Origin of the sequence: Nostoc sp., from assembly GCF_036917935.1 — a bacterium.
Lineage (GTDB): Bacteria > Cyanobacteriota > Cyanobacteriia > Cyanobacteriales > Nostocaceae > Nostoc.
On record NZ_JBALEL010000051.1, the window covers coordinates 359,184 to 384,732 of the forward strand.

Genomic DNA, 25,549 nt, shown 5'->3' on the forward strand with positions numbered 1-25,549 from the left:
TTAATGAGTCGAATGGCACTAAGAAAAGCCCAAAGGCTTGTGTCACCTCGTTCCCAGACTCCAGGCTGGGAATGTATTCTCATAGGCTCTGCCTCTGGTCAAGCTACTGGAGGCTCCGCCTCCCTGACTGGTTCCCAGCCTATAGGCTAGGAACCAGTCAGGGCAAGGGCTGTATCTTTTCTTAGTGCCATTCGTTAATGAGTCTTTGATCTCCACTCGTCTGCCCCCTGCCCCCTGCCCCCTGCCCCCTGCCCCCTGCCGCCCACCCCCTGCCCCTGCAAACCATGTCCTTACCCTCCTTCCTAGCGCGTCGTTCGTTCCACTATGCTTGGATCGTCGCGGGTTTAACATTCCTAGCCTTGCTGGTGGCAGCCGGAATTCGCTCTGCTCCTGGAGTTTTTATAGTGCCCCTCGAACATGAGTTCGGCTGGAGTAGAGCGACTATATCTTTGGCAATCTCCATTAACTTAGTACTCTACGGATTAATTGGCCCTTTTGCTGCCACAGTTATGGAGCGAATCGGCATTCGCCGGATGATGGTATTCTCACTTGCTGTCATTGCGCTCGGTGTCGGTTTAACAACTTTGATGACAACTTCCTGGCAGCTAGTTTTGCTGTGGGGTGTAGTTGTCGGTAGTGGTAGCGGAGTTATTGCCCTGGTTTTGGGTGCTATTGTCGTCAATCGCTGGTTTTTGGAAAAGCGGGGTCTAGTTCTGGGCATCTTAACCGCCAGTACAGCCACGGGGCAACTAGTATTTCTGCCCATGCTGGCCTCAATCGCCGATCGCTTTGGGTGGCGAACTGCCGCTCTAGTTCTGACTGGTGCAGCACTCCTAATTATTCCAGCGATCGCAGTCTTTATGCGCGATCGTCCGGCGGATGTCGGTTTGCGAGCCTTTGGCGATAACAGCGAAACTGTGGAAGTTTTCAAGCCCAAAGTCAATTCCATCGCCTCCACTCTTAACGCCCTCTGGATAGGAATGCGTCATCGAGACTTCTGGCTGTTATTTGGTAGCTTTTTTATCTGTGGCGCAAGCACAAATGGGTTAATTGGAACTCATCTGATTCCCGCTTGTATTGACCACGGCATCCCTGAAGTCAAGGCTGCTGGGCTTTTGGCAATCATGGGAATATTCGATTTTTTTGGAACTACTATGTCCGGTTGGTTATCTGACCGTTGGAACAATCGCTACTTATTGTGCTGGTACTACGGACTGCGGGGTTTATCTTTGATTTTCTTACCCTTCAGTTTCAACTTTTCCTTCTATGGACTTTCCATTTTCGCCGTCTTCTATGGACTTGATTGGATTGCTACCGTACCACCGACAGTACGTCTTGTTGCCAACATCTTCGGTAAAGAAAATGTCGGCGTGATGTTCGGTTGGATTGTCGCCGGACACCAGCTTGGTGCAGCCACAGCAGCATTCGGAGCCGGAGTGTTGAGAACTTGGACAGGTAGTTATTTACAAGCATTTATTTTATCAGGCGTTCTCTGTTTAATTGCCGCAGTTTGTGTACTGCAAATTGGTCAAACTCCCACTAAGGGTAATTATCTCGTAGAGAAGAATTTGTAGAGTGTGCGTAAGTCCTCATACCTTGCTTGTTAAGCTTATCCGTGGTTTGATATAGTACGGTATCTACATTAATTTATCGTAGTTTGTTGACGACTCAATACCTGAATTAACTTGTCAGCCACGAAATAAATATAAAACTTTCCATGCCTATCCAAACTATTGGTATTTTAAGTCCGGGTGATATGGGACAAGCGATCGCATCTGTTCTCAATCAACATGGATTGAAAACTATTGCCGCCCTAGACGATCGCAGTGAACGAACTCGGCAATTAGCAGCCGTAGCCAACATCCAAGATGTGGGTTCCCTCAGACAACTGGTAATTGAATCTGATGTAGTTTTGTCAGTTCTAGTCCCCGCAGCGGCTACCCAAGCAGCGCAGCAAGTAGCTGAGGCGATCGGCAATGTTGGTAAACCCATTCTCTACGTTGACTGTAATGCGATCGCACCTCAAAAAGTCATAAATATCGGCCAACTCATTGAATCAGTTGGGGGAACATTCGTAGATGCATCAATTATTGGCCCACCGCCGCGAGTTCCCAATCGCACCCGCATTTACACTTCCGGAAAACAGGCCAGTCAACTCCTACAACTACGAGATCATGGCTTGGATGTACGGGTGATTGGTGAGGAAATTGGTCAGGCTTCCGGGTTGAAAATGTCTTACGCAGCCCTGACAAAAGGACTTACAGCAATCGGCACAGAATTACTAATTGCAGCCCATCGTTTAGGTTTGGATAAAGAATTATGGGATGAATTATCTAGTAGCCAAGAAGAACTTGCTAGCATCTTAACCCGTTCCATTCCATCGATGACACCGAAAGCGCATCGTTGGGTAGGAGAAATGGAAGAGATTGCAGAAACCTTTAAAGAGTTGGGTCTAACTGAGCGCATTTTTGACGGAGCCGCTGATGTTTACCGTTTGGTGAAAGAAACCTCCTTGGGTAAGGAAACACCAGAAGAGTCTAATCGCGATCGCCCCTTGGATGAAATCATTACAATCCTTTCCAATGAAGCAAGCTCGGACACTTAATCTTGAGTATTTTATCGATGGGGAGTAAGGGAGAAGTTGCAGTAAGTTTTTCCCCTCCGCCCCTCTGCCTCCATCCTAAATAGCTTTCATTGGCAGATTGACAACGAATGTCGCCCCCTGTCCAATTCCTGGACTTTCGGCCGAAACTGTGCCACCGTGTAATTCTACATTGGCTACAATTAACCCAATGATGTTGGACTCTACCAACCTTCTAAACCTGGCTTCGCTCACCTGTAGTTTCTGCAAACTCGTTTGAAGATGTTGTTTGGCAGTGCGTAACTCTGAGTTCAGCAAGTTAATAACTGTTGTCACCAGCACAAACAAGCCTAAGAGGATGTTTGAAAAGTATTTGGCTGTGATTTTAGGCACTTTTATCCCCCTAACCCCCCTTAAAAAGGGGGGAACCGGAATCAAAGTCCCCCAATTTATCGGGGGATTTAGGGGGATCTAAAATGTTTTGATCCCGACAAGAGGACTTTTCAAACAAGCCTAAGCCCACGATGTTGTCTAGACTTGCAACCAAGAGCGAAAACACTGGTTCTAAGAAAAAGTAGCTGACGGCTAAAGTAGACAAAGCAGTAGCCAGTAACCCTGCTTCCATGCCGCCATACCAGGCACTAACCGCCACGGCAGCAAAAAACAGCAGGAAAATAGTTTGTTTCAGTAGTGGCTGTAGCAATAGTGTTAGTAGCAATACGCTACCAACAGCCAATGATGCCACAGCATAGGGCGCTAGAAGGGAACGTATTCCTTTCAATGTAGCTTCTCCTTTTATGCAGCTAGCTAAAGGATTATTCCCAAAATCAGCTACAAAATGCGTAGGCGTAGCCCGTCGTAGACATCACTCAACACCTATTATGCATCGGAAAAATACATACCCAAGCAGTTATTGCTGCGGATCTATCTAAAGTAGTAAAGCTTAGTTTTCGCAAAGGTTCAATAACCTGATAATTATCGCTCTAATTATATATTTGGTTTTTGAGTTCCCGTCAAAGAGTATAGATTTATTAAGTTTTTCAATTAATTTTCTTTAGTATATAAGTCATCATTTCTCCTTTGCCTTTAACCTGAATTAAACCTCGTTTCTCCAATAAGTATTTATCCTTTAAAAGCTGATAACTTGCTTCACAAACCTGGATACTACCTGCTATACCATGTGATTCCATTCTACTAGCTGTATTGACTGTATCTCCCCAAAGATCGTAGGCAAACTTTTTCAGCCCAATCACACCTGCTACTACTGGCCCTGTACTAATCCCAATACGGATGCGAAAGGATTGGTTATTTTCTTCGTTAAATGTAGCTATAGCCTTTTGCATATCTAAAGCCATATTAGCTATTGCTGGAGCATGGTTGTTAGACTGATTTGGCAACCCGGCAACAGCCATATATGCATCGCCAATGGTTTTGATTTTTTCAACCCCATGACGTTCTGCTAATTGGTCGAATAAACAGAATATTGTATTTAATAACTCGACTAATTCGGCAGGAGATGTCCGAGTTGAAAGCTCTGTAAAGCCAACAATATCGGCAAATAGCACCGTAACTTCTAGAAAGCTATTGGCAATAGTTGTATACTGTTGTTTTAATTGTTCTACAATCATCTCTGGGAGAATATTTAGTAGCAGCATTTCTGATTTTTGCTGCGCTAGTTCCATTGCCTTGCGGGCGTAAAATTCTTTTTTTCGCAAGCGTTCGTATAAATAGACAGAGAAGACACAAACTAGGCAAGTCCAAAATAAGTATAAACCCTGCTCCATGTAAAAAGCGAATGGATTTTTTAATATAGGATTATATAAAATATATAAAATTAAATAGCAAACAATTGTGCCAATTTGCGAAATTAAATGTATCCACCATTGCACTGGAACGATTGTAGCCTGAGTGAGAAACATCAGAGTCCAAATATTACTTCTAGGTTCCAGACTATTAAACAACAAAGCTATATCAATTTGGACAGCACAAGTTACAGACCAGCATAAACTCAAAAAAATTAAGTTTGGGTAACGACGACCTATAGAGATTTTACATAAACCCCAACAAATGAACGTGAATAGTTCTACTAAAAGACCGATTTTAAAGGCGTATATCTTGCCTTCTAATTGTGAATTTGCCCAAAGAAAAAAAGCGATCAAAGTCAAGCCAGCTACTAGGATAATCTGCGCTTGCAATTGCAGCCGTTTCAGCTGAAAGCTCTGTCGCTGTTCTTTGTAGGATTCGGCAAGATTATTGTTGATTTGCCCATAGGACATTCCGTGACTAATGAGCGTATCTAGTTGGGTTTTGTTTGAGTTATTTGGATGAATCATGCACTTTTTGCGTTATTAGTAATTAAGGGAGTAGGGAGTGGGGAGTAGGGATTGGGCATTGGTGTCAACTTAAGCGCAAAGCCTTTTAAAACCTCGTTTCCAGCCAGAGGCTGGAAATGCAGCTCTTGGCGGCTCTGCCGCTTTTCAAGAGGCGGAGCCTCTAGAACGGCATTCCCAGTCGGAGACTGGGAACGAGACAATCTAAAAGCTGGTTCTAGGCAGGTTTTCACGCTAAGTTGACACCTATGGGGAGTGGGGTACAGATTATTCCCTATCACCTGTCACCTCTTCTCTAACCAATACCCAATTAAATGCTAAAAAGTCGGGATAAGGCTCTAAATGGTTCGCACCCCCACATTAAATTTTGATCGTGGCACATTAATTTTGCATCCACCACCACGCGGCAAAGGTTGGATGGATTATGCTACGTGGGATGATCGAGTTGAAAAATTCCGCATTCCGGCGATTAGATACCGATCGCTAATCGAAGCACTACAAGCGGAAGATGTGAATTTTATCGATGAAGCCAAGCAATTTTATCCTGTAGATTTGGTTCCCAGTCTAGAAATGGAACCCTATCCCCATCAGACTGAGGCCCTAGCAGCTTGGAAACTGGCGGGTAGACAAGGAGTCGTTGTGCTTCCCACGGCGGCGGGAAAGACTTATTTAGCGCAAATGGCGATGCAGTCAACGCCGCGCACGACGTTGATTGTAGTGCCAACTTTGGATTTAATGCATCAGTGGTATGCACATTTAGTAGCGGCTTTCCCTGATGCTGAGGTGGGATTGCTGGGGGGTGGTTCGCGGGATAGAACAGCTATCTTAGTTGCAACTTACGATAGTGCAGCAATTCACGCTGAAACCTTGGGAAATCAATATGCGTTGATTGTTTTTGATGAATGTCATCATTTACCGACAGATTTTAATCGGGTGATTGCTGAATATGCGATCGCACCTTATCGCCTGGGACTCTCCGCTACACCAGAACGCACCGATGGTAAACACGCTGACTTAAATATCCTCATTGGCCAAGAAGTATATCGCAAACGCGCTGAAGATTTGGCAGGGAAGGCGTTAGCAGAACATGAAATTGTCCAAATTAAGGTTAAGTTATCGCAACTTGAGCGGGAAAGATACAACCAGTTAATTCAAACTCGCAACGACTTTTTGAAGCAATCGAAGATTTCTTTGGGGAGTTTGCAAGGTTGGCAAATGTTTGTGCAAATGAGTGCTAGATCGCAATCTGGACGGAGAGCGATGTTAGCGCATCGGGAAGCTAAAGATATTGCTTTGGGTACTGATGGTAAATTGCGAATTCTGGTTAATTTATTGGCAGAACATTATCCGGCACGAATTCTGATTTTTACTGCTGATAATGCGACGGTTTACCGCATTTCTCAAGAGTTGCTAATTCCAGCAATTACTCATCAAACTCCTGTGAAAGAACGCCATGAGATTTTAACAAAGTTTCGAGAGGGTAAATATAATACTTTGGTTGCTTCTCATGTGTTGAATGAAGGGGTTGATGTACCTGCGGCTTCTGTGGCGATTATTTTATCGGGAACAGGTTCGGCTAGAGAGTATACTCAGCGACTGGGGAGGATTTTACGGAAGGGGAATATTGAGAATAAACAGGCGATTTTGTATGAGGTGGTGGCGGAGGATACGAGTGAGGAAGCGACTTCGGCGCGGCGCAGAGGGGAGAGAAATAACGAACCGCCTTCGCGTAGCGTCTCGGAGAGAAGACGCCAAGGACGCAGAGAGGACGAGGAAAAGAAGGGGAAGTTAGAGGTTGTGTATGGGAGTGGGAAGGAAAGAAGTTTGAAGGCTGCGGAACAGTTAGAAATTAATTATTCAATCCAAAATCCAAAATCTAAAATCCAAAATTCAGCTGATGTTACCGACAGATTTACTGATGCATCGCCAAAACGGGGAGGAGATCATTCCGAAGAGACTGAAGATTGATCAGAAAACTTCGGAGTTAGCGATTGAGTTAATTAATTATTTTCAATCAGCAGTGGGGAAGACTCAGGGTGTGCTTGAGCGACAACTAACTGATTTTGAAGGAGATTCTACAGATTATCGTCTGAAGCGGGGATTAGCTTATATTCTCAAAAGCAGTTTTTGCACTTTTGAGGTGGTTAGTCCTCTGGAACCACAGATGTTAAGAGAACGGGTGTTTTCATTGGCTGCAAAGTCGGTTTCTAGTCGAGAATCTACACAGGTTACTCTGAATAAAATTGCTGATGAGTTAACTCAAGAACTTGAGCGGGAAGTTTTATTAGAACAGGTTCGGAATGGACTATATGCTGATTTATCTGAAAATAAGATTTTGACTGTTTTTGATGCACCAACAGCGCCAGATGTGTTAAATCGATATAACTTATCTCAGGTGCAGGGTGTGTTTTATAAGGCCAGTAAACTGGTGTTAAATGCTCATCGCAATGTTCCGGGTGAATATAAGCTGTTATTTCGCTATTTAAAGTTGTTTCAATTGATGGCTTATATTGAAGGTGATGCTGACCACGGGTTTACAATTACGATAGATGGGCCGACGAGTTTGTTTAATCCTAGTACACGATATGGGTTAGCGATCGCTAAACTTATTCCCGCTTTACTTCACGTTACTAAATGGAGTCTTTCTTCTATTCTCCAAACCCGCGACGCCTATACCAATAGTTGGAAAACTGGACGTTTCACCCTCAACTCTGAATGTGGTTTGGTATCCCACTATCCACCAGGTAAGCCTTACGATAGTATGCTAGAAGCATCTTTTGCTGATAAGTGGGATGCGTTGAAAAGTGGTTGGGCGTTAGAGCGAGAAGTTGATTTGATCCCAATTCCCGGTAGTGTGATGATTCCCGATTTCCGTTTGGTGCATTCTGATGGACGCACCTTCTTATTAGAAATTGTTGGTTATTGGCGACCAGAATATTTACAAAAGAAGTTTTCTCAGGTGCGACGGGCTGGACGTGATGACTTAATTTTGGCAATTTCCGAGCGACTTAATTTAGAAAAGGCGGGAGTAAAATTAAATGATGTCCCCGCCAGAATTGTTTGGTTTAAAGATAAGTTATTGCCGAAAGCTGTATTAGCTGTGATGGATTGATTAAGGAGAAATGAGATGAAAACTATAGAAACAATTGCCACAGTTACCAAAGATGGTAAGATTACAGCGCAGTTACCATTGGATATTCCAGAAGGTGAGCATCAGGTGGTAATAGTAATTGATGAAAAGCCTTTGAGTGAGAAAGCAGAGAGCAAGAAAAAGCGTCCTCCTCTAAACTTTCCTGTGCATAATTATGGCCCTTGGCCTGAAAATCTTTCTTTAAGACGTGAGGATATGTAAGGAGATTGGGGACGCTGATCCTGTTTTTTTAGACACAAATATCTTGGTGTACGCTAGTCAGATTCAGTCTCCATTTCACCAAGCTGCTATGGAGGCTATCCAAGGTTTTTATGATGCAGGGGTTGAGTTGTGGATTAGCCGACAAGTATTGCGGGAATATTTGGCTACCCTTACCCGTCTGCAACAGTTTGTCAACCCACTACCCATTGCAATAGTAATTCAGGATCTCCGCTATTTCTATAACCGCTTTCGGGTGGCTGAAGATAATTCTCAAGTGACAGAAAGGTTACTAATACTCATAGAGCAAATTCCTAGCGGTGGTAAGCAAGTTCATGATGCAAATATTGTCGCCACGATGCTAGTTCATGGCATTCCTCAGTTACTCACTCACAACACAAGTGATTTTGCCAGATTTTCTGGGTTAATTACTATCTTGCCATTACAAGGTTAGATTGCTTGTTGTTACTACTTGTGAAAATTTACTTCACGTTACGAACATGCAGTCTTTCGGTAATTGTGCAATCCTACTGGCTAACCCCAAACACTTCTGCGTTCCCAATATTCAGCAACTCTTTTTTCCCACTGTTCCCAATAATCTTTAATGACTGCTGATTCAAACCAAAATACCTCAGCTGGCATTTCTGGAATCGCTACTACCAAAAGAGCGTGCTTTAGCTGAATGCCATAATCTTGATAATACTCGTTAGCTGCTCCTATGTACGCCGAAAGTTGCAGTGGATGTTCGTATAAATGCTCAACTGAGCCTTTGGGTTTGTCTGCTGTTTTCCACTCGCAAATACAGGGAATACCTTGATAGCTAGCAATACAATCAACTTTGCCAGAATAACCCAAATTATCATGAAAAACAGAGCCTTCCACGAGTCTAACTGTGTCGATTTGTTCTAAAACTGGCTTGATACTCTCCCAATAAGGGCGACTCGCTTCGGGACAAACAGGATTTTGACCAAGAAGGTAGCGCTCAATTTGTTTGTGTGTTTGGGTTCCCCGACGACTAGCAGTTGTAGAAATGCGGGTAGCTTCTTCTGTACCAACACGCGCTTTCCAGTTTAATAATCTGTCTCGGTCTGCTTGTGATTTGGTGGCATTAAGTATTGTAGTAACGCTAGGAAAGCGATTTCCCTTACCATCTACATAATATTGTTTACCATTTTCTCTCTTGGCTGTGGCATTAATGCGTGGTAGCAGTTGGGTATCAAATTGCATTAGTTGGTGTGTTGACTTTGAGATTCCCTCAAGAAGGAAAGTGAATAAAACCCCATTTAATTAAGGATTCAGATATTTGAAACCTAGCCACAGAGCCAGTTTCAAAATTGGCTTCGGTTTATTAACATACCTTTAGTCGCAATAATGTACGAAAGCATAGGCTTTACTTTATGTGATTATTATTGAGAATATAGATTTATAGGTAATCCCCATAAACCCTTATCAGGAAACGATTAGAGAGATTTTAGTACGACCTCCTGAATCCTTACCAATTCTTTAAGCTTAAGAGTATGCGACCAAATATTAGCTAATATTTATTAATTTTCTTTACTATCATAATCAGCACAAAGAGCTGCTGCCCCTGCCTTGGCAATCACCACAGCCATCCAACCGAAGAAAATAGGGTTGAGAGGAATTACCAAAGTTCCCCCTAAGACTGCTCCAACTAAGACAGGTGTAATTGCGTTAGCGATATTTGAAGCTTCATCAGTAACACTTTTTAAAGCAGGACAGATTCTTTTCTTGATATCTTTACTTTTTAATGCTTCCTCAACTTCTTGCTTTGATTTTTCAAACCCATCTGTTGACTGCGGTTGAATAATGTCTGAAGTCAATTTTTCTGAATAGGATATCACCTCAACTGCTTTTAAAACTTTTTCTTGAAATTCATGGATATTAAATTCGTTTTGCTCGGACATTTTACATTCTCCTATACAACTGTAATTTACTATTCACAGTCTTAATTATACTCCTTCCTATGTAGTAATGTTTTTACCTATGTGCTAGCTCTATATTTAACTCTTGGCAAACTAAATCAATTGGATTGGCGTAGCTAATCAATTGATTTTTTCTGGCGCCACCAACCAATAGACCAATTGGTTCGCCTTTTATGTTTACTATAATTGAGCCACTATCTCCTAGTTCACTAAATGGCTCATTGTTTAATCCTTCTATTGCAGTCAGGTTGGGGAAAGTAACTTTCATATAATTTCCATTATTTTCATACAACACTTGTTGTTCCATTTCTACTGCATTGATTCTTCCAACAGTTAGATTACTTGAACGCCCAACTTTTGCAACTACTAAATGCCTGGTTTCTTCTAAATATTCTCCTCGGCAAAAAAGTTGGAGTAAATTACTTTCATGAAAAGGGCATAATCTTTCTATCTCATTAATATTGTTCACTTTGGCAATAGCTGCATCAGCGAAATTAGGTTGACCTGCTCTTAGCTGAATAAATTCGTATAGATTAGCAATGCATTCCGTTTCAGGATTACCGCCATCTTCCACTGCTGGTTGTATTATAGAGTCACCAATATGTGCATTATTTGTATTTGCCAAAACATGATTACAACTTAAAATTAAAAGGTCTGCTTGACCACGCTTTTGTACAAAGCAACCAAGAGTTCCGGCGCTAGTCGGATGAGTTCGAGATATTGAGAGACCAATCGATAAAGGACGTTTGTAGTAAGGTCTGACACTATGTTGTGGGTAAACATTACCCGTAATCCTAATATCCACCTCTCCCTTTGCCAGATATTCGACTTTTTCTTTAATCAGCGCCAGGTCAGACTTATCATTCACGTGTATAGCTAGCTTGTAATCATCCCTTTTGCCTGTTGGATGAATTCCTAAACCAGTCCAACTCCAGGAATCATGCTTCTTGGAGAATGATTGTGGGATAACCGATTCTTTAATAATTTTCTCAATTAGTTGGTTAGCTTCTATTTTTAGCTCTCTTACGCTTTCTAAATGCATAACTGGACTTTATCCTTTTGCTTCTAAATTTTCTTCGTCCTAGCACCATTAGCGCCTATTTGGAAAAAATTAGATTTTGAATAAATCCCAGATAGCGCTACTAACCTAGTGGCAAAGAGCGCCACTTTAATTGCTCTAGGGTTTTTTACACTGAATCTACAGCGGCAAGGCTGTGCTTTTCGGATACATTAAAAAACTGTAGATAGGAGGCCTTGGCAAGTTCCTATCTACAGTTTCAGTATAAAATACTGTGAGTTCTTTTTATTTATATCTACCTGTTAAAACGCGTAAGCTTCTCCGACAACTTCAGCGTTTACAGGCACTTCTAGAGCTTCTCCGACAACTTCACTGTTTACAGGCACAGTTTCAGGAAGGCTGAAATCTTCTGGCAGAGAGCTTGACAAGTGAACTTTGACAGCATAACCAGAAATAGTCGAAGCTATACCAACTCCGGTGTACAGGTCTGGTCGGTCTTGTAAGATAGTGATCACCTTTTGTTTAGCTTGACGAGCCTGTTCTAGTGTAATTTCTTTATTCATAATTAGACATCCTTTCCAAACTGGCTTGCCTGCTAGTTGCTAGGGCTAATATACATACTGATAAGTACATATCAGTCAGATATTATTGCCTGTTTAGTTTTTGTAAAGGATTTTTTGTAGAATTTAGTACTTTCCGAAGATAACTTTGGGGTACTACCCTAAAGCAAATGTAGGGACTATCAGCTCTAATATTTGTGCCATAATAGTTATAGAGTTTGGGGTAGTTAGTAAGTTTGATGATTTACCGAACTTTTTAGGATACTTTTTTGTACTTGACTGATGCCAAAATATTCATATGGTGATCAAGCGCGAAAGCGGGTGAAGCACTTGTTTCAAACAGTACTAGATTACACCCATGACGAATTCGAGTATAGCAATGTTCTACTAAAAATAGATTTTACATGGCAGACACAGACCGAACTGGTTGTCAGGACAACCTTGAGAAGTCTGGAAGCATTGACAGCACAGGATGAATACCCAGATAAGTTAACTAAAGAACAAATTAGGGAAGCGCTGAGACTGCTCCAAGATTTCATGGAAATTTTGGAAGATATGCGCGAACATAAGCGAGGTTCAGAGGACTGGCACTTTAAGCTGACGCTTTGGCACAACAAGGGTGATAAAGAAAGGAATTTGCGTAAGTTTGATGAAGAATGGCAACGTCGTAGAGAAAAATTACCAGGGGTACAGCGTACCGAAGCTAGAAAAGCCAAACCCACTCCTACGCGTTACGAGAACATACCCCTGACTGTAGTAGAGAAGTTTATCGGAGGTGAGGAGGAACTTCAAATTCTCGACCAGATGTTGCAGCAAAATGACTACATGGCAATAGCAGCAATTGCTGGTATGGCTGGAGTTGCGAGGACGGAATTAGCACCGAAATATACAAATATTGTAAAACCAACCTGCCATAATCTTCCTTTAGGCGGGGTGGTGGAATTTGTTGGACGTGAAGCCGAACTCCAAATTCTCCACCAGATGTTGCAGCAAAATGGCCGAGTAGCAATAGCAGCAATTGCTGGTATGGCTGGACTGGGTAAAACAGAACTTGCGCTGCAATATGCAATCAAGCACTACGAAACCTACAAGGGTGGAATTTGCTGGTTACGAGGGAAAACTGGAGATGTGGGCATTCAAGTTGTGCAGTTTGCCAGAACGCAGTTGGACTTAAACCCACCAGAGGATTTGGATTTACTTGCCCAAGTGCAATACTGCTTTCGGCATTGGTGTCAGGGTAATGTGCTGCTAGTGTTGGATGATATCAGCGACTATCAGCAAGTTAAGCCTTATTTACCATTGCTATCTTCCCAGTTTAAAGTGCTTATTACTACACGCCAATACTTTGGAGGCATAGCACAACTATCCTTGGATGTGCTGCAACCAGAGGCGGCTCTGGAGTTATTAAGGTCTTTACTCAAAGAGACACCAGAGCGAATTGAGCGAGAAATAGCTATAGCAAATCAGTTGTGTAAGTGGCTGGGATGTTTACCTTTGGGTGTGGAATTGGTAGGGCGATATCTGGCGCGGAAACAAGATTTGTCCCTAACAGAAATGTTGCGGCGATTGAAACAAAAGCGACTAGATGAACGTTCCCTCTCTAAGTCAAAGTCAGAAGGTAACATGACAGCACAACGGGGTGTGCAAGCAGCCTTTGAGTTGAGTTGGCACGGATTAACCGATGCAGATAAGCAGCTGGGCTGTTTGCTGAGTTTATTTGCCGGCGCACCGATACCCTGGAAATTAGTGGAACAATGCCTACCAGAGGAAGACGCTGAAGAATTAGAGGAAATTAGAGACGACAGGCTGCTGAATCTGCATTTGCTACAACGTAAAAGTGAGGGAATCTATCAACTGCATCCACTGCTGAGGGAATTTTTTCAATCCAAGCTTACAGGTTCAGAACTGGCAGAGAAACTCAAGCGTTCCTTTTCTCAGCTAATGGTAACAATCGCCAAGGAGATTCCGCAAACACCCATCCTTGAGCAAATTACTGCTGTCTCCCCCGCTCTACCTCATATAGCTGAAGTAGCGCAGAATCTCATTGAATACGTCAGCGATGAAGATTTAACTTGGCCTTTCATCGGTAACGCTCGATTTTATCATGGTCAAGGGTTGTATGACCAAGCTTTACCTTGGTATGAGCAATGTGTAGAAGTTACCAAAAAACGTTTAGGAGAGGAACATCCCAATGTTGCACAAAGCCTCAACAACTTGGCGTTACTCTACTACTCCCAAGGAAGATACAGCGAAGCCGAACCCCTGTTACAACAAGCTTTAGAACTTCTGCGACGCCTGCTGGGAGAGGAACATCCTCATGTTGCTACTAGCCTGAATAACCTAGCGAATCTCTACTACTCCCAAGGAAGATACAGCGAAGCCGAACCCCTTTTACTAGGAGCTTTGGAACTAACGCGACACCTGTTAGGAGAGGAACATCCCAATTTTGCCACAAGCCTCAACAACCTCGCGAATCTCTACTACTCCCAAGAAAGATATAGCAAAGCCGAACCCCTGTTCTTACAAGCTTTGGAACTAACGCGACGCTTGCTGGGAGAGGAACATCCCAATGTGGCACAAAGCCTCAACAATCTAGCAAATCTCTATTACTCTCAAGGAAGATACAGTGAAGCCGAACTCCTGTTACTGCAAGCTTTGGCATTAAAGCAACGCCTGCTGGGAGAGGAACATCCTGATGTTGCAGAAAGCCTCAACAACCTGGCGGAACTCTATCGTTCCCAAAGAAGATACAGCGAAGCCGAACCTTTGTTGCTGCAAGCTTTAGAACTAAAGCGAAGCCTACTGGGTGAAGAACATCCTAATGTTGCCACTAGCCTCAATAACCTGGGAGGACTTTATTCTTGCCAGGGAAGATACAGTGAAGCCGAACCCCTGTATCTGCAAGCTTTAGATATTTTAGAGCGACGTTTAGGGGTTAATCATCCTCATGCTGTTGCTTGTCGTGACAATTTAGTATATTTGCGCGTAGGCGAAGCCCGCCGCAGGCATCGCCTCACCTCAGAACCGTAAAATTCATGATAACTTCTATATTAAACTACAACGCGATCGCGCCCTTTTCTTTTGGCTTGATAGAGTGCTTCCTCAGCAGCATTCACTAAGGTAGCAGGCTCAATTTCTATTGCCGGAATAACGCTAGCCACGCCTAAACTCACAGTTAAAACAGCAGCAGGTAAACCACCAATGCTAGGATACTCACATTTAATTTCCAAAGCTTTGACTTGCTCTCGAATATATTCGGCAATGTCCATTGCAGCAGTAACCTCTACTTGAGCGAGAATGGCGAATTCTTCACCACCGTAACGAGCCACTAATACTCGACTGCATTCGTCTCTAAAATCTCCTCTCTGGGAAGTCACAAAAGCACCACCCTGAGAATAATTCATCCTCTTACTGTATGAGAAACTGCTATTACTTAGTGACTGTTTGACACAGTTACAGATAGTATTAGCGATTTTTTGCAAACACTCATCTCCTGCGGAATTACCATAAGTTTTATTATAAATTTTAAAATAGTCGATATCGCACAAAATCAGTGATATTGGGATGCGTTGACGAGCGGCTCTTTGCCACTCAATTTGCAGGTAGGTTTGAAAGTAGCGGCGATTAACTAATTGAGTTAGTTGATCTAAGCTAGAGAGGACAAGCAAGTGTTGATTTTCTTGTTTCAACCGTTCAACACGAGTATTGTTGAAATCCTCACTTTTTTTCAGGTATTGTCGGAAATATAAACGATATAATTCACACGCAGGAGTAGAGCGATCGCCTTCTAAATTAATTAGCCCCATACTCTGTAATTTATATGCCAATACTGGCTCTAATTTCACATAACTTGTAGTATTAATCACTTCATAAAAAGCATCTCCTAATTTTGGCTGATCTCGTAGTGCTAACACATACTGCCTTAAATACTCGTTATAAATTCCGGCTTCTGTGGGTGCTTGTGGCAATAACTGCCCTAAATCTTGTTTTAATCCCCCTTTACCCACAAGGTGATACAAAGCCAATCGCACCAAAAAAGGATTTCCTCCTACCATTACCATCAAACTATCGGCGTCTTTCCCATCTGTCCAATCCAAGCCGTGACGTTGTGCTAAATCCTGCACTTGCTCTTTCGTAAACGGAGGTAAATTAATTGTCAAACCAATATTAAATGGCGATTGAGTCAGTTTTATGGGAACAATAATTTCCGTTGAATAAACCAGAAATAGGCGCAGTTTTTGCCAAATTTCTACCCTTTTGGCTTGTTCATGCCACGATCGCACTAATGGTAGCAATTCTCCAGCAATTTCCTGATACTCAAACACCCAATCCACCTCATTTAATACCAAAACAAGGGGACTTGAGAGCGCAGACAGTAAATATTGTTGAAAATATATAGAGCAGCTGACTTTGCTACCCATATCTTCATCCCAATAATCATTAAGTTTTGGTTCTAGCTGTAACTCCCGACTGACATTGGCACAGAACCAGCGCAAAAATTTATCCAAACTGGCAAATACTGCTTTGTCTGCTTGCTGGAAGTCCAAACTCACGATGTGAAAGCCTTGCTTGTTAGCACGTGCAAGCAACCGCAAAACCAGAGAGCTTTTCCCCATTTTCTTGGGTGCTTTGATGCAAATCACGCTCCCAGGTTCAACCATTTCTGCGTAAGCGAGTTCTTCAATTGGCGGGCGAGGGATGTAAAATCTGGAATTAAGGGATACTGGCCCACTAGGAAATTCTAAGGATATCGCGATCGCGGCTCGGTTAAATTCCTTAACTAACTCCTGATCCGCTTTGCTAAGACGGTGATTTTCTAGAGTCTGGCGGAAGTTGGATTTATTTATCGGTTCTTTGCAAAAATTACTCAGTACTTGCCATAAATGAGCAGCAATTTTCTTGACACGTTCTTCGGCGTAGTGCGCTTCACAGGCTATATTGATGTAGGTTTTTCCTTCCCACGAAGAACGCAATATCAACTCTTGGAGCGTTGTTAAACCGGTTGCTTGACTGGCTTTTAGTAGCAATACTAGTTCATCTATAGTCATTACTCATCGGCTCTAATTGCAGCATGATATTTTCTCACACCATTAAGCTTTGGAAGTCAATGTAGCCTGCCTTGTATGGATAGCAGCTAGCCCTGACCAAAAAAGCTACAAACTAGCCTTGACAATTTTTTGCATCCTCAAGTATTTGACGTGACTTAATCATAGAATTTTTTTTACAAACTTTTCCGATTTTTTAGGTAATTGTATGTGATTTGAACTACTTTTTTTAGACATATCTTAGAATGTAGATGCACACAATGTAGCTATTTTTTTTTCTAAAAAACCGCCATTGCGATCGCAACAGAGGTTACATTCGTCCGTCCTAATTTATGATATGGGCTGATATATCCCTGACCTAAGTTACAGCCTAATAAACCAAGTAGACGATTTTGTCCATAACTGGATCGTCAGGGTGCTAAGACAGCGTAGAGAGAGAGCTACAAGATATCTTCCTCATCGTACCAGCAGCTATGCATATCGAAGAACCCGCTACCCATGAATCGGAAGCTCCACTTTCAGTACAAGATTCCCAGAGTTTCCCAAAACCAAAAGACTTATCTCAAGAAAATTTAGATCCTTGCCAATGCTCACAAGCCGCCTTACAAATGGCATTAATCGCCAGTGGCTTGGGGTTATGGGATTGGAATATGGTAACTGACAAAACCTATTATGATCCCCAGTGGAAGCACATTCTGGGGTATGAAGGAGACGAAATCGACGATGAGCAGAAATCCTTTGAGCAACTTGTACATCCACAGGATTTACCGAGAATTCGCCAGGTATTGCACGATTATCTCCAAGGATGCACACCTGTGTTTGAAGTCGAATTGAGAATGTTGACTAAATCCGGGGAGTGGAAGTGGATTCTGACTTGTGGCAAAGTATTTCAGTGGGATCAATTCGGTAAACCAGTGCGGATGGCGGGGACGCACAAGGATATTACTCAGGATAAAGCGATGTCTACGACGGGCTGCGCCTACGCTACACAACAATACCAACTATTTGAACAAATCCAAACAGAAATTGCCCAACGCCAGTCTAGCGAAGACCAAGTTAGGGAAACATCACAGCAGCTAGAAATCACCCTCAATGAACTCAAATATACCCAAAAGCAATTATTGCAGAACCAGAAAATGGCTAATCTCGGTCAATTGGTGGCGGATATGGCTAACGAAATTAACAACCCGGTTAGCTTCATCTACGGCAATCTCCATCCCGCCAGTCAATACGCTGAAGACTTAATCAGGATTGTTGAACTTTACCAACATTACTATCCCACGCCTACCCCAGTTATTGCCTTACATTTACAACGCCTCGACCTTGGTTTTGTGAAGACAGATTTTTTAAAATTGCTGTGGTCAATGCGAGCCGGATCTGAGCGCGTCAAAGAAATTGTTTTCGCCTTGCGGAATTTTTCAACCTCTGACGAAGGTCAAATGAAAAAGGTTGACCTGCATGAAGGATTTGATAGTGTTCTCAGGATTTTGCAGCATCGCCTCAAAGAAAAGCCTGATAGAGCCGGAATTGAAGTAATTAAAGACTTTGGAGAATTACCTTTAATCGAGTGTTATTCTGGTGAACTAAATCAGGTATTCATGAACATCTTAACTAATGCCATTGATGCCTTAGAAGAAAGAATGAAACATGATTTTTCCTTTAATCCTACTATTTTTATTCACACAGAAATTGTTAGCAGTCATTTATCATTAGTCAATAGTAATGAACCTTGGGTAAATGACAAACTACTAGGAAAAAAACACAAAGTCATAATTCGTATTTCTGACAATGGTAAAGGCATACTTCCCCATATCCAAAAACATATATTTGAACCATTTTTTACGACAAAACCAGTAGGTAAAGGTCAAGGACTAGGGTTATCAATTAGTCGGCAAATTATAGTTGAAAAACATCAAGGTAAACTTAAGTGTAATTCTAAATTAGGTCAAGGGACAGAGTTGATCATTGAAATGAATACAACAGCAAGACACTATGCTGCTATTAGAAAACACGCCAGCTTTTAGGTAAGTCGAACCAAGATTTACGGAGCGCAATAGAAACGAGAAAATGCGCCTCAATTCCTTGGCTCTAGCTGTGCCTACCTCAATGTATTAGAGGATGAATGAACAAGTCCTCTTCTTGGTAGCAAATACTTTGAGATCCCCCTAAATCCCCCTTAAAGAAGGGGGACTTTGAGAGAGGTTCCCCCCTTTTTTAAGGGGGGTTAGGGGGGATCTAGAAGTGCCTAAAATCACAGCCAACCACTTTTCAAACATCCTCTTAGACCTCTTGCATAAATCTAAAATAAAAACCACACCCCGCCAAAGCTGCGCTTTGTCTCCCCTCCCCTTAGCAACTACGGTGTACACACAAGTCCTAAAGGCTTGACTCGTTTGACTCGTTCCCATGGAGAGCATGGGAATGCATTCATTGAGTCTCTGACTCAATGTCTAACTGGAGGCAGAGCCTCTAATCAGCCATTCCCATGCTCTCCATGGGAACAAGAAAACAATGGGAAATCGAGCTTTTTTCGACTTGTGTGTACACCGTAGCCCAAAGCATCGGGGAGGGGTGTTAGGGACTTTTGCAAGAGGTCTATTGATTATAGGACTTACGCAAAACTACACGCTGTTGCCCCTACCTAAAAATCAGGGTTTCAGCTATTACTTGCCTAAGTCCTGAATTATTGTCGGTTTGAGTCATCTCACTTTTTGAGATGCTCCCAGCTTTCTTTTGATTTTATTTACGGTCTTTTTAATGAATCTATTAGTTTTAGCCACCATACTTGGCGCTTTGAGATTTTTTGGTTTTTGCTCTGGATTTTTCAAGAAACGATAGTATAAAAATTCATTTTTATAACGGATGTTAACATCCTCACCTTGAGAAAGTCGAGTAAAATCAATTGAAGGATAATTCATATAGTGAAGGCGATGGATATTTTTTAATCCATCTTGATTATAAAGAACATTGTTAATATTAACAAATGGATCAACATCAGCACAGTTGCCAGTCCTGTCCTGTCCATTGGGGCTAAGTGTAAAGTTAAATAATGGGCGATTACATCGCAAAGTCATATAGCTAAATAAGTCTGCATCACACCACCAGGAATGATTATTGATCCAGGTATACTCTTGCTTATCTACCAAAAGCTCTCTGAGCATTTCTAGTTGATTATCCCCAAAAATACCACTTTTTGAAGCGAAAAAACTAGAGCAATGTAACTGAGAGCGAATCTCAGATTCTGACAAAGAAATTTGATGTTCAATTAAAGAAAAATTTAATGCTGCTACAGGAGTTGATTTACCATGCTCCCAATCGTCAAACACAAAGTCATAATCGTCTAACTTCTCTAAAACTCTATCCAAGGAACTCATGGCTAAACTATCGGCATCATAAAACACAAATCTATCAAAATTGCCATCAAAAGCAGACATTTTTCTAAACAAATTGCTTTTATTATACCATTTAGAATGCCCTTGAATTTTCTGATGTACCTTGGGGTGTGCATTCCAAACTTGATTATAAAATTCTTCCCAACGCTGCATTGATGTTTTGTTTTCAAATAAGCAAACATTTTGTCTTGAATTAACTTCCTGCTTCACAAGTTGTAATTTTTCATCGTAGGGAATAATACATACAGGAATATCCGCACCAACATTTACCTCAATGCTATTGAGCAAAGCAACTAGTTGATCGTAAACGACATCATTAGCCAGGGTATAAATACCGAAAGGTTCCATTCTGATAAATCCTTTTTGTTTTTATTTTTTTATTTGTTTAGTAATTACAATATGAGAATTTTATCTATTTACTATTGTTACCAAATTCCGAGTGTTGTGAACATTTAAAGATCAGATACAGGACTCCGGTTTTATTTTGGAAAAATTTCCTACACTTGCAGCTCCGGTGAAGCCAATGCCCACCCTACGTATATTTTAAAAATCAGACCTATATATAGTCTTGTTAAGTTTATATCTTGCCATATAAATTGATGTAGGTACAACACGGAAATCAGAAATATACAGTAAATTCATCATGGAGACAATTTCCATTACCCTACAGAGGTTTGAGGCTTGTTTCTCCCTCAAAAATGTTTACTTTACGTCAACTTATCGTAGGCTAGCAAGAACCCCAGGCATCGCATGAATTAACAGATGGTGGTGATTAATATTGGCATGAGGATTCGCCCTGACTTGACTGGACGGAGGAAAGGGTGCTGAGTATGCCAATGCCCTATTGAAATTTGCAGAAAGTTTATTTCAGCCAAAAGCTTTTCGGGTGACGGCAATACGGGTATAGCAGAAATTGGGATTCAAGCATCAGCAGTCGTTTGAGTGAGGAGTGATGGAATACAATTTATCGTATTATTACGAGCAGACTGCTGTAATATCATGTCCGCATAATTAGTTATCATTCCCACAGTCATTGCACCCCACCCGCCAGTCGCTCATGGGGCAAACCCCTGTTCCCGCGCTGGCTTTGCTTAATCCCCTCCCCGCTTGCTCTTTGGGGTGTTTGGGGTGATTCGGGTTTAATAAGTAATCAAGCGGACATGATATAAGACATCGCCCAATTTTGACAATTTAGCTTAGGACAACCCTAGCCATACCTAAACTGACAGTTAAAACAGCAGATGGTAGACCATCAATGTCAGAATACTGAATCTAATGATGGGAAAATAAAGGTGAGTAATGCCCACCCCCAAACTTGCTGGACTATTCACCCAAGACAGATAAACAGCGACTTTCATCAGTCAAAATCTATGACTTCCACCGTTCCCACTCAAACTCGAAAGCGACCCACTCAAGCAATAGGAGCCAAAATTTTCCACTCCTGTAACATCATTAGTCTGTTTATTATGCTCACTAGTGGACTACAAATTTACAACGCCAACCCTGTTTTTGGTGGACGTGGAGGTTTGCACATTCCTCCGATATTTACTTTAGGAGGTTGGCTCGCAGGAGGTAGACACTGGCATTTTGCAGCAATGTGGCTATTCTCGTTGAATCTCTTGTGGTATGGAATTTACGTTTTAATTACCCGGCGCTGGCGACATCGGTTTGTCGGTGCGAATGATTTCAAAGCATTACAAAAAAGTCAAAATTCTCAGCGCCTAATTTATGCTTGGCATCGTATTGCCTATACAGCAATTATTCCTATCTTGCTGTTGGCATTATTTACAGGAATAGGAATGTATAAACCTGCTCAATTTTCTGGGATTGTGGAACTGTTTGGCAGTTGGCAAGCCTTGCGAATCGTTCACTTTGCCTCAGTGCCGATGGTTATCTTATTTGCAGTGATTCACTCTCGATTAGGGCGTAAGGCTGGTGGTACTGAATTAGCAGAATCAATGTTTTGATAAACGATCTTTTTTTAAACAAAAAAAAATGAACTTTTTTGATAAATTGAATCGTAATATATTGCATAATCAAAGCCTACTATTTGTAGGACTTGATCCAAATCCAGAAATGATGCCTGTGCGTTATGAATCTGAAGAACTCATCGCTGGTTTGGAGAAGTGGTTACAATTCATTATTGCGGAAACTTCTGATTTCGTTTGTGCCTATAAACCGACACTTGGCTTTTACGAAGCGTTAGGTATTCCCGGTTTAGAACTGCTGTACAAAACTTTAGCAGCTATTCCAGCCCACATCCCAGTTATTTTAGATGCCAAACACAGCGACTTAAATACTAGTACGATCTTTGCCCGGACTGTGTTTACAGAATGGCAGGTAGATGCAATTACTCTCAGTCCCTATACAGGACAAGATCATGTAGCACCTTTTTTGGTTTATCCTGACAAAGCAGTGTTTATTTTATGCTGTACTTCTAATCCCGGTGCAGAAGCTTTACAGCAATATCCTACAAACGAATCACCGCTTTATTTACAGGTAGTAAAAGAATCAAAAACCTGGGGGACTCCAGAACAATTGGGTTTGGAGGTGGGGACTACAAATCCTGAAGTTTTAGCACTTATTCGAGCAGTTGCGCCTGAACGAATTATTCTGGCGCGTAGCATCTGGGCGGAGGGTCAAAATCTGAAGCAAATTTTAGAAGCAGGTTTGAATACTAACGGTGATGGTTTGCTGATTCCTGTTCCTCAAGATATGTTGGGAAACACACAATTATCTGAAGAAGTCCAGTCTGTACGCGCAGAAATTAATCAAATCAAAGCTGAAATTATTTACGAAAATTCCACATGTTCTGTGTGGTTTCCTGATGTTTGTTTGCTAAATCAGCACCCACAACAGGATTTGATTTTACAACTTTATGACATTGACTGTATTATGTTTGGCAGCTTTGTCCAAGCATCAGGAGCTATATTTCCTTATTACATCGACTTACGCAAAATTATTTCCAATCCCCAAGTTTTTAATCAAGTTCTCACAGCTTATGAGGATATTTTGAAGAATCTGATTTTTGATAGGTTAGCAGGTATTCCCTACGGTTCTTTACCTACTGCGACTGGTTTAGCTTTGCGGCTTCATTGTCCAATGATTTTCCCGCGTAAAGAGGTGAAGGCACACGGAACTCGGAGAGTAATTGAGGGTAACTTTCATCCTGGTGAAACAGTTGTGGTGGTTGACGATATTCTCATCAGCGGCAAAAGTGTCATGGAAGGGGCAGGAAAGTTGGAATCAGCAGGATTAAAGGTTAATGATATTGTGGTATTTATCGATCATGAACAGGGGGTGAAAGATAGGTTACAGCAAAATGGTTATCGCAGTCATGCGGTTTTAACTATTTCGGAAATTACTAATACTCTGTATCAAGCAGGGCGGATAAATGAGGAGCAATTTTTAGCTTTTGCTGAAAGTTAGTAATCGGAATAATGGGGAGTAGGGAATGGGGGAAGATTTTTCTTATCTACCTCCCATTAGGCATATAGCGGTGCCAATTCAGATGCAGTACAACATTACATCAAGAGATGTAGGGGCACGGCAGTGCCCATTGGTGTCAACTTAAGCTGAAACTCCTTTAAAACCTCGTTTCTAGCCAGAGGCTAGAAATGCTGCTCCTGGCGGCTCTGCCGCCAGCAAGAGAGGCGGAGCCTCAAGGACGAGCATTCCCAGTCTCCGACTGGGAACGAGGCAATCTAAAAGCTAGTTCTAGACTTGCTTTGACGTTAAGTTGACACCAATGGGCACTGCCGTGCCCTTACGGGTGTACCTCATGTAAACGAGAACCGCTATATTTAATTCCCAGGTTCAATCTAGTAACTAGAATAATTTGGATTTTTAAATTAATTATGAATTTTTCACTGAATCAACTACTTAGATGGTTAATTTTTACGCTGCTATTTCCTCTAGTGTTTCTCAATGGTTGGCTAGCATTTTTGCTGGTTAAAAACTTTCAACCTGTTGTAACAATTCTTCTCTTGGCTACTTTGCTTGCATTCGTTTTAAACTATCCTGTTTCGATTCTTCAAAAGGGGGGAGTTAAACGTGGCTATGCAGTAGCACTAGTTTTTATATTAGCCTTGGTAATTGTTGTTGCTTTGGGTATCACTTTAGTACCTATTCTTTTAGATCAATTTAATGAGATGGTTAGAGTCCTTCCTCAATGGATTGATTCTAGCGAAGAAAAACTTCAGATTGTAAATGATTGGTTTTTTAGGCACAAATTAAATGTGAATTTAAGTCAGCTATTAGCACGAGTTACTGACCAACTACCGAATGAGTTAGAGTTTGTTTCAGATAAACTTTTAAGCATTCTCATAGATACACTTGATAGTATTTCTGAAGCGTTAATCACAGTAGTGCTGACTTTTTATCTATTGTTAGATGGGCCAAGAATTTGGCAGGGAATATTTAAAAAATTACCTGGAAGTTTTGCTCATAAGGTAAGCCAGTCTATTCAGCAAAACTTCCAAAATTACTTGATTGGTCAGGTAACTTTGGCTTTTATGATGGGTGTTTCAGTAACATTATTGTTTTTAGGTTTTCAAGTTCAGTTTGGTTTACTCTTTGGTTTGGGAGTTGGGGTTTTGAGCTTAATTCCCTTTGGTGATGTCGTCAGTCTGATTGTAATCACTTTCATAATAGCTACACACGACTTTTGGTTAGCAGTAAAAGTTTTTGCGGTAGCTGTTGTCATTGATCAGTTAATCGATCAGGCGATCGCACCCCGATTATTAGGTAAATTTACTGGACTTAGACCAATATGGGTATTAATTGCTTTGCTTGTCGGAACCAATGTCGGTGGAGTCTTAGGTTTACTAGTCGCGGTACCTATAGCTGGTTTTATCAAAGATGTAGCAGATGGTTTTTCTACATCTGGTAATTCTGATGAGGTGGGTGAGAGTAAAGCAGCATCAGAATTGTTGCCAGAGGAATCAATATCGTAATGATGGCAACAGTAGCCAAGGTTAATCGTCCTTTGTCATCAGTTCTGACAGTATCTTTACAGCACTTTGCAAGTAAGTGAAGTACACCCTTCCATTGGCAAGGGGCTACGGTGAATTACCCCCCTTAATCCCCCCGATATATTGGGGGGAAACAGCAAATCTATTTCCCTCCCCTTTATAAGGGTAGGGTTAGGGTGGGGTATTTTTGTACCTCATCAACTCGCAATCTGCTGTAACTATGTGAAAGTTCTGATTTTCAATCATATTACTGCTATATCCTAAACTCATTATAAACAGATGTGGGTAGGTGGGTATTGACCACTCAAAAGGAACTGCATAAAAAAACCCCTAGCATTTCTACTAGGGGTGAGAAATA

Annotated in this window: 21 protein-coding genes; 12 read left to right on the forward strand and 9 right to left on the reverse strand. The window is 41.7% G+C overall.

Translation table 11 applies throughout. The annotated features are described in order from the left end of the window. The first annotated feature begins 12 nt into the window (after positions 1-12). The 3 genes from V7K62_RS22180 to V7K62_RS22190 all read left to right on the forward strand — a co-directional run bounded on the left by V7K62_RS22180 (position 13) and on the right by V7K62_RS22190 (position 2,605). Positions 13-150, forward strand: coding sequence for a hypothetical protein (locus tag V7K62_RS22180; protein ID WP_334867857.1), 138 nt, complete (start codon positions 13-15; stop codon positions 148-150). Positions 151-284: 134 nt separating this feature from the next. Then, positions 285-1,574, forward strand: coding sequence for an MFS transporter (locus V7K62_RS22185; protein ID WP_334867859.1), 1,290 nt, complete (start codon positions 285-287; stop codon positions 1,572-1,574). 143 nt (positions 1,575-1,717) lie between these two features. Further along, positions 1,718-2,605 (forward strand): NAD(P)-dependent oxidoreductase, encoded by an 888-nt coding sequence (locus V7K62_RS22190; RefSeq protein WP_334867861.1) that lies wholly within the window; start codon positions 1,718-1,720, stop codon positions 2,603-2,605. 75 nt (positions 2,606-2,680) lie between these two features. Here V7K62_RS22190 and V7K62_RS22195 read toward each other — a convergent pair whose 3' ends face one another. The 3 genes from V7K62_RS22195 to V7K62_RS22205 all read right to left on the reverse strand — a co-directional run bounded on the left by V7K62_RS22195 (position 2,681) and on the right by V7K62_RS22205 (position 4,914). Further along, complete coding sequence (locus tag V7K62_RS22195; RefSeq protein WP_334867863.1) at positions 2,681-2,974, reverse strand: ATP-binding protein; 294 nt, start codon at positions 2,972-2,974, stop codon at positions 2,681-2,683. Between the two features lie 10 nt (positions 2,975-2,984). Further along, positions 2,985-3,362, reverse strand: a complete 378-nt coding sequence (locus V7K62_RS22200; RefSeq protein ID WP_334867865.1) for a DUF4118 domain-containing protein — start codon at positions 3,360-3,362, stop codon at positions 2,985-2,987. Between the two features lie 259 nt (positions 3,363-3,621). Next, complete coding sequence (locus V7K62_RS22205; RefSeq protein WP_334867867.1) at positions 3,622-4,914, reverse strand: adenylate/guanylate cyclase domain-containing protein; 1,293 nt, start codon at positions 4,912-4,914, stop codon at positions 3,622-3,624. Between the two features lie 339 nt (positions 4,915-5,253). On the opposite strand from V7K62_RS22205, the gene V7K62_RS22210 reads away from it, so the two are divergent. Genes V7K62_RS22210 through V7K62_RS22225 form a run of 4 tightly spaced genes read left to right on the forward strand, consistent with a single transcriptional unit; the run spans position 5,254 to position 8,714 of the window. Continuing rightward, positions 5,254-6,879: a DEAD/DEAH box helicase gene (locus V7K62_RS22210; RefSeq protein WP_334867869.1), complete on the forward strand. Its 1,626-nt coding sequence runs from the start codon at positions 5,254-5,256 to the stop codon at positions 6,877-6,879. Further along, positions 6,809-8,023 (forward strand): DUF790 family protein, encoded by a 1,215-nt coding sequence (locus tag V7K62_RS22215; protein ID WP_334867871.1) that lies wholly within the window; start codon positions 6,809-6,811, stop codon positions 8,021-8,023. Before V7K62_RS22210 ends, V7K62_RS22215 begins: the two co-directional genes overlap by 71 nt. Before the next feature lie 15 nt (positions 8,024-8,038). Next, positions 8,039-8,263, forward strand: a complete 225-nt coding sequence (locus V7K62_RS22220; RefSeq protein WP_334867873.1) for a hypothetical protein — start codon at positions 8,039-8,041, stop codon at positions 8,261-8,263. Then, positions 8,250-8,714, forward strand: a complete 465-nt coding sequence (locus V7K62_RS22225; RefSeq protein WP_334867875.1) for a type II toxin-antitoxin system VapC family toxin — start codon at positions 8,250-8,252, stop codon at positions 8,712-8,714. The genes V7K62_RS22220 and V7K62_RS22225 overlap by 14 nt, the downstream gene beginning before the upstream one ends. 80 nt (positions 8,715-8,794) lie before the next feature. On the opposite strand, the gene V7K62_RS22230 is transcribed toward V7K62_RS22225, so the two are convergent. From V7K62_RS22230 to V7K62_RS22245, 4 genes are all read right to left on the reverse strand, one after another. After that, the gene (locus V7K62_RS22230; protein ID WP_334867877.1) at positions 8,795-9,487 is read right to left on the reverse strand and encodes a PD-(D/E)XK nuclease family protein; all 693 of its coding nucleotides are present in this window, start codon (positions 9,485-9,487) and stop codon (positions 8,795-8,797) included. Positions 9,488-9,804: 317 nt separating this feature from the next. Beyond that, positions 9,805-10,185, reverse strand: coding sequence for a hypothetical protein (locus tag V7K62_RS22235; protein ID WP_334867879.1), 381 nt, complete (start codon positions 10,183-10,185; stop codon positions 9,805-9,807). Between the two features lie 73 nt (positions 10,186-10,258). Beyond that, positions 10,259-11,245 (reverse strand): hypothetical protein, encoded by a 987-nt coding sequence (locus V7K62_RS22240; RefSeq protein ID WP_334867881.1) that lies wholly within the window; start codon positions 11,243-11,245, stop codon positions 10,259-10,261. 278 nt (positions 11,246-11,523) lie between these two features. Then, positions 11,524-11,784 carry a hypothetical protein gene (locus V7K62_RS22245; protein WP_334867883.1) on the reverse strand — a complete coding sequence of 87 codons (261 nt, stop codon included), beginning with the start codon at positions 11,782-11,784 and terminating at the stop codon, positions 11,524-11,526. A gap of 279 nt (positions 11,785-12,063) precedes the next feature. Here V7K62_RS22245 and V7K62_RS22250 point away from each other — a divergent pair, with 279 nt between their 5' ends. Next, positions 12,064-14,811 (forward strand): tetratricopeptide repeat protein, encoded by a 2,748-nt coding sequence (locus tag V7K62_RS22250; RefSeq protein WP_334867885.1) that lies wholly within the window; start codon positions 12,064-12,066, stop codon positions 14,809-14,811. Positions 14,812-14,831: 20 nt separating this feature from the next. Here V7K62_RS22250 and V7K62_RS22255 read toward each other — a convergent pair whose 3' ends face one another. Beyond that, positions 14,832-16,829, reverse strand: coding sequence for an AAA-like domain-containing protein (locus V7K62_RS22255; protein WP_334867887.1), 1,998 nt, complete (start codon positions 16,827-16,829; stop codon positions 14,832-14,834). 470 nt (positions 16,830-17,299) lie between these two features. Here V7K62_RS22255 and V7K62_RS22260 point away from each other — a divergent pair, with 470 nt between their 5' ends. Further along, positions 17,300-18,850 (forward strand): PAS domain-containing sensor histidine kinase, encoded by a 1,551-nt coding sequence (locus V7K62_RS22260; protein ID WP_334867889.1) that lies wholly within the window; start codon positions 17,300-17,302, stop codon positions 18,848-18,850. Positions 18,851-19,525: 675 nt separating this feature from the next. Here V7K62_RS22260 and V7K62_RS22265 read toward each other — a convergent pair. Next, positions 19,526-20,566, reverse strand: a complete 1,041-nt coding sequence (locus tag V7K62_RS22265) for an Npun_R2821/Npun_R2822 family protein (protein ID WP_334867891.1) — start codon at positions 20,564-20,566, stop codon at positions 19,526-19,528. Between the two features lie 1,022 nt (positions 20,567-21,588). Between V7K62_RS22265 and V7K62_RS22270 the strand changes: the two genes are divergently transcribed. The 3 genes from V7K62_RS22270 (at position 21,589) to V7K62_RS22280 (ending at position 25,173) form a co-directional block, all read left to right on the forward strand. Further along, complete coding sequence (locus V7K62_RS22270) at positions 21,589-22,185, forward strand: cytochrome b/b6 domain-containing protein (protein WP_334867968.1); 597 nt, start codon at positions 21,589-21,591, stop codon at positions 22,183-22,185. Between the two features lie 28 nt (positions 22,186-22,213). After that, positions 22,214-23,647 carry a bifunctional orotidine-5'-phosphate decarboxylase/orotate phosphoribosyltransferase gene (locus V7K62_RS22275; RefSeq protein ID WP_334867893.1) on the forward strand — a complete coding sequence of 478 codons (1,434 nt, stop codon included), beginning with the start codon at positions 22,214-22,216 and terminating at the stop codon, positions 23,645-23,647. 428 nt (positions 23,648-24,075) lie between these two features. Further along, complete coding sequence (locus tag V7K62_RS22280) at positions 24,076-25,173, forward strand: AI-2E family transporter (RefSeq protein WP_334867895.1); 1,098 nt, start codon at positions 24,076-24,078, stop codon at positions 25,171-25,173. Positions 25,174-25,549: the final 376 nt, after the last annotated feature.

Coding starts and splice junctions, on each gene's coding strand:
- V7K62_RS22180 (WP_334867857.1), top strand. CDS start 13: ATGGCACTAAGAAAAGCCCAAAGGCTTGTGTCACCTCGTTCCCAGACT.
- V7K62_RS22185 (WP_334867859.1), top strand. CDS start 285: ATGTCCTTACCCTCCTTCCTAGCGCGTCGTTCGTTCCACTATGCTTGG.
- V7K62_RS22190 (WP_334867861.1), top strand. CDS start 1,718: ATGCCTATCCAAACTATTGGTATTTTAAGTCCGGGTGATATGGGACAA.
- V7K62_RS22205 (WP_334867867.1), bottom strand. CDS start 4,914: ATGATTCATCCAAATAACTCAAACAAAACCCAACTAGATACGCTCATT.
- V7K62_RS22210 (WP_334867869.1), top strand. CDS start 5,254: ATGGTTCGCACCCCCACATTAAATTTTGATCGTGGCACATTAATTTTG.
- V7K62_RS22215 (WP_334867871.1), top strand. CDS start 6,809: ATGTTACCGACAGATTTACTGATGCATCGCCAAAACGGGGAGGAGATC.
- V7K62_RS22220 (WP_334867873.1), top strand. CDS start 8,039: ATGAAAACTATAGAAACAATTGCCACAGTTACCAAAGATGGTAAGATT.
- V7K62_RS22230 (WP_334867877.1), bottom strand. CDS start 9,487: ATGCAATTTGATACCCAACTGCTACCACGCATTAATGCCACAGCCAAG.
- V7K62_RS22235 (WP_334867879.1), bottom strand. CDS start 10,185: ATGTCCGAGCAAAACGAATTTAATATCCATGAATTTCAAGAAAAAGTT.
- V7K62_RS22240 (WP_334867881.1), bottom strand. CDS start 11,245: ATGCATTTAGAAAGCGTAAGAGAGCTAAAAATAGAAGCTAACCAACTA.
- V7K62_RS22245 (WP_334867883.1), bottom strand. CDS start 11,784: ATGAATAAAGAAATTACACTAGAACAGGCTCGTCAAGCTAAACAAAAG.
- V7K62_RS22250 (WP_334867885.1), top strand. CDS start 12,064: ATGCCAAAATATTCATATGGTGATCAAGCGCGAAAGCGGGTGAAGCAC.
- V7K62_RS22255 (WP_334867887.1), bottom strand. CDS start 16,829: ATGACTATAGATGAACTAGTATTGCTACTAAAAGCCAGTCAAGCAACC.
- V7K62_RS22260 (WP_334867889.1), top strand. CDS start 17,300: ATGCATATCGAAGAACCCGCTACCCATGAATCGGAAGCTCCACTTTCA.
- V7K62_RS22265 (WP_334867891.1), bottom strand. CDS start 20,566: ATGGAACCTTTCGGTATTTATACCCTGGCTAATGATGTCGTTTACGAT.
- V7K62_RS22270 (WP_334867968.1), top strand. CDS start 21,589: ATGACTTCCACCGTTCCCACTCAAACTCGAAAGCGACCCACTCAAGCA.
- V7K62_RS22275 (WP_334867893.1), top strand. CDS start 22,214: ATGAACTTTTTTGATAAATTGAATCGTAATATATTGCATAATCAAAGC.
- V7K62_RS22280 (WP_334867895.1), top strand. CDS start 24,076: ATGAATTTTTCACTGAATCAACTACTTAGATGGTTAATTTTTACGCTG.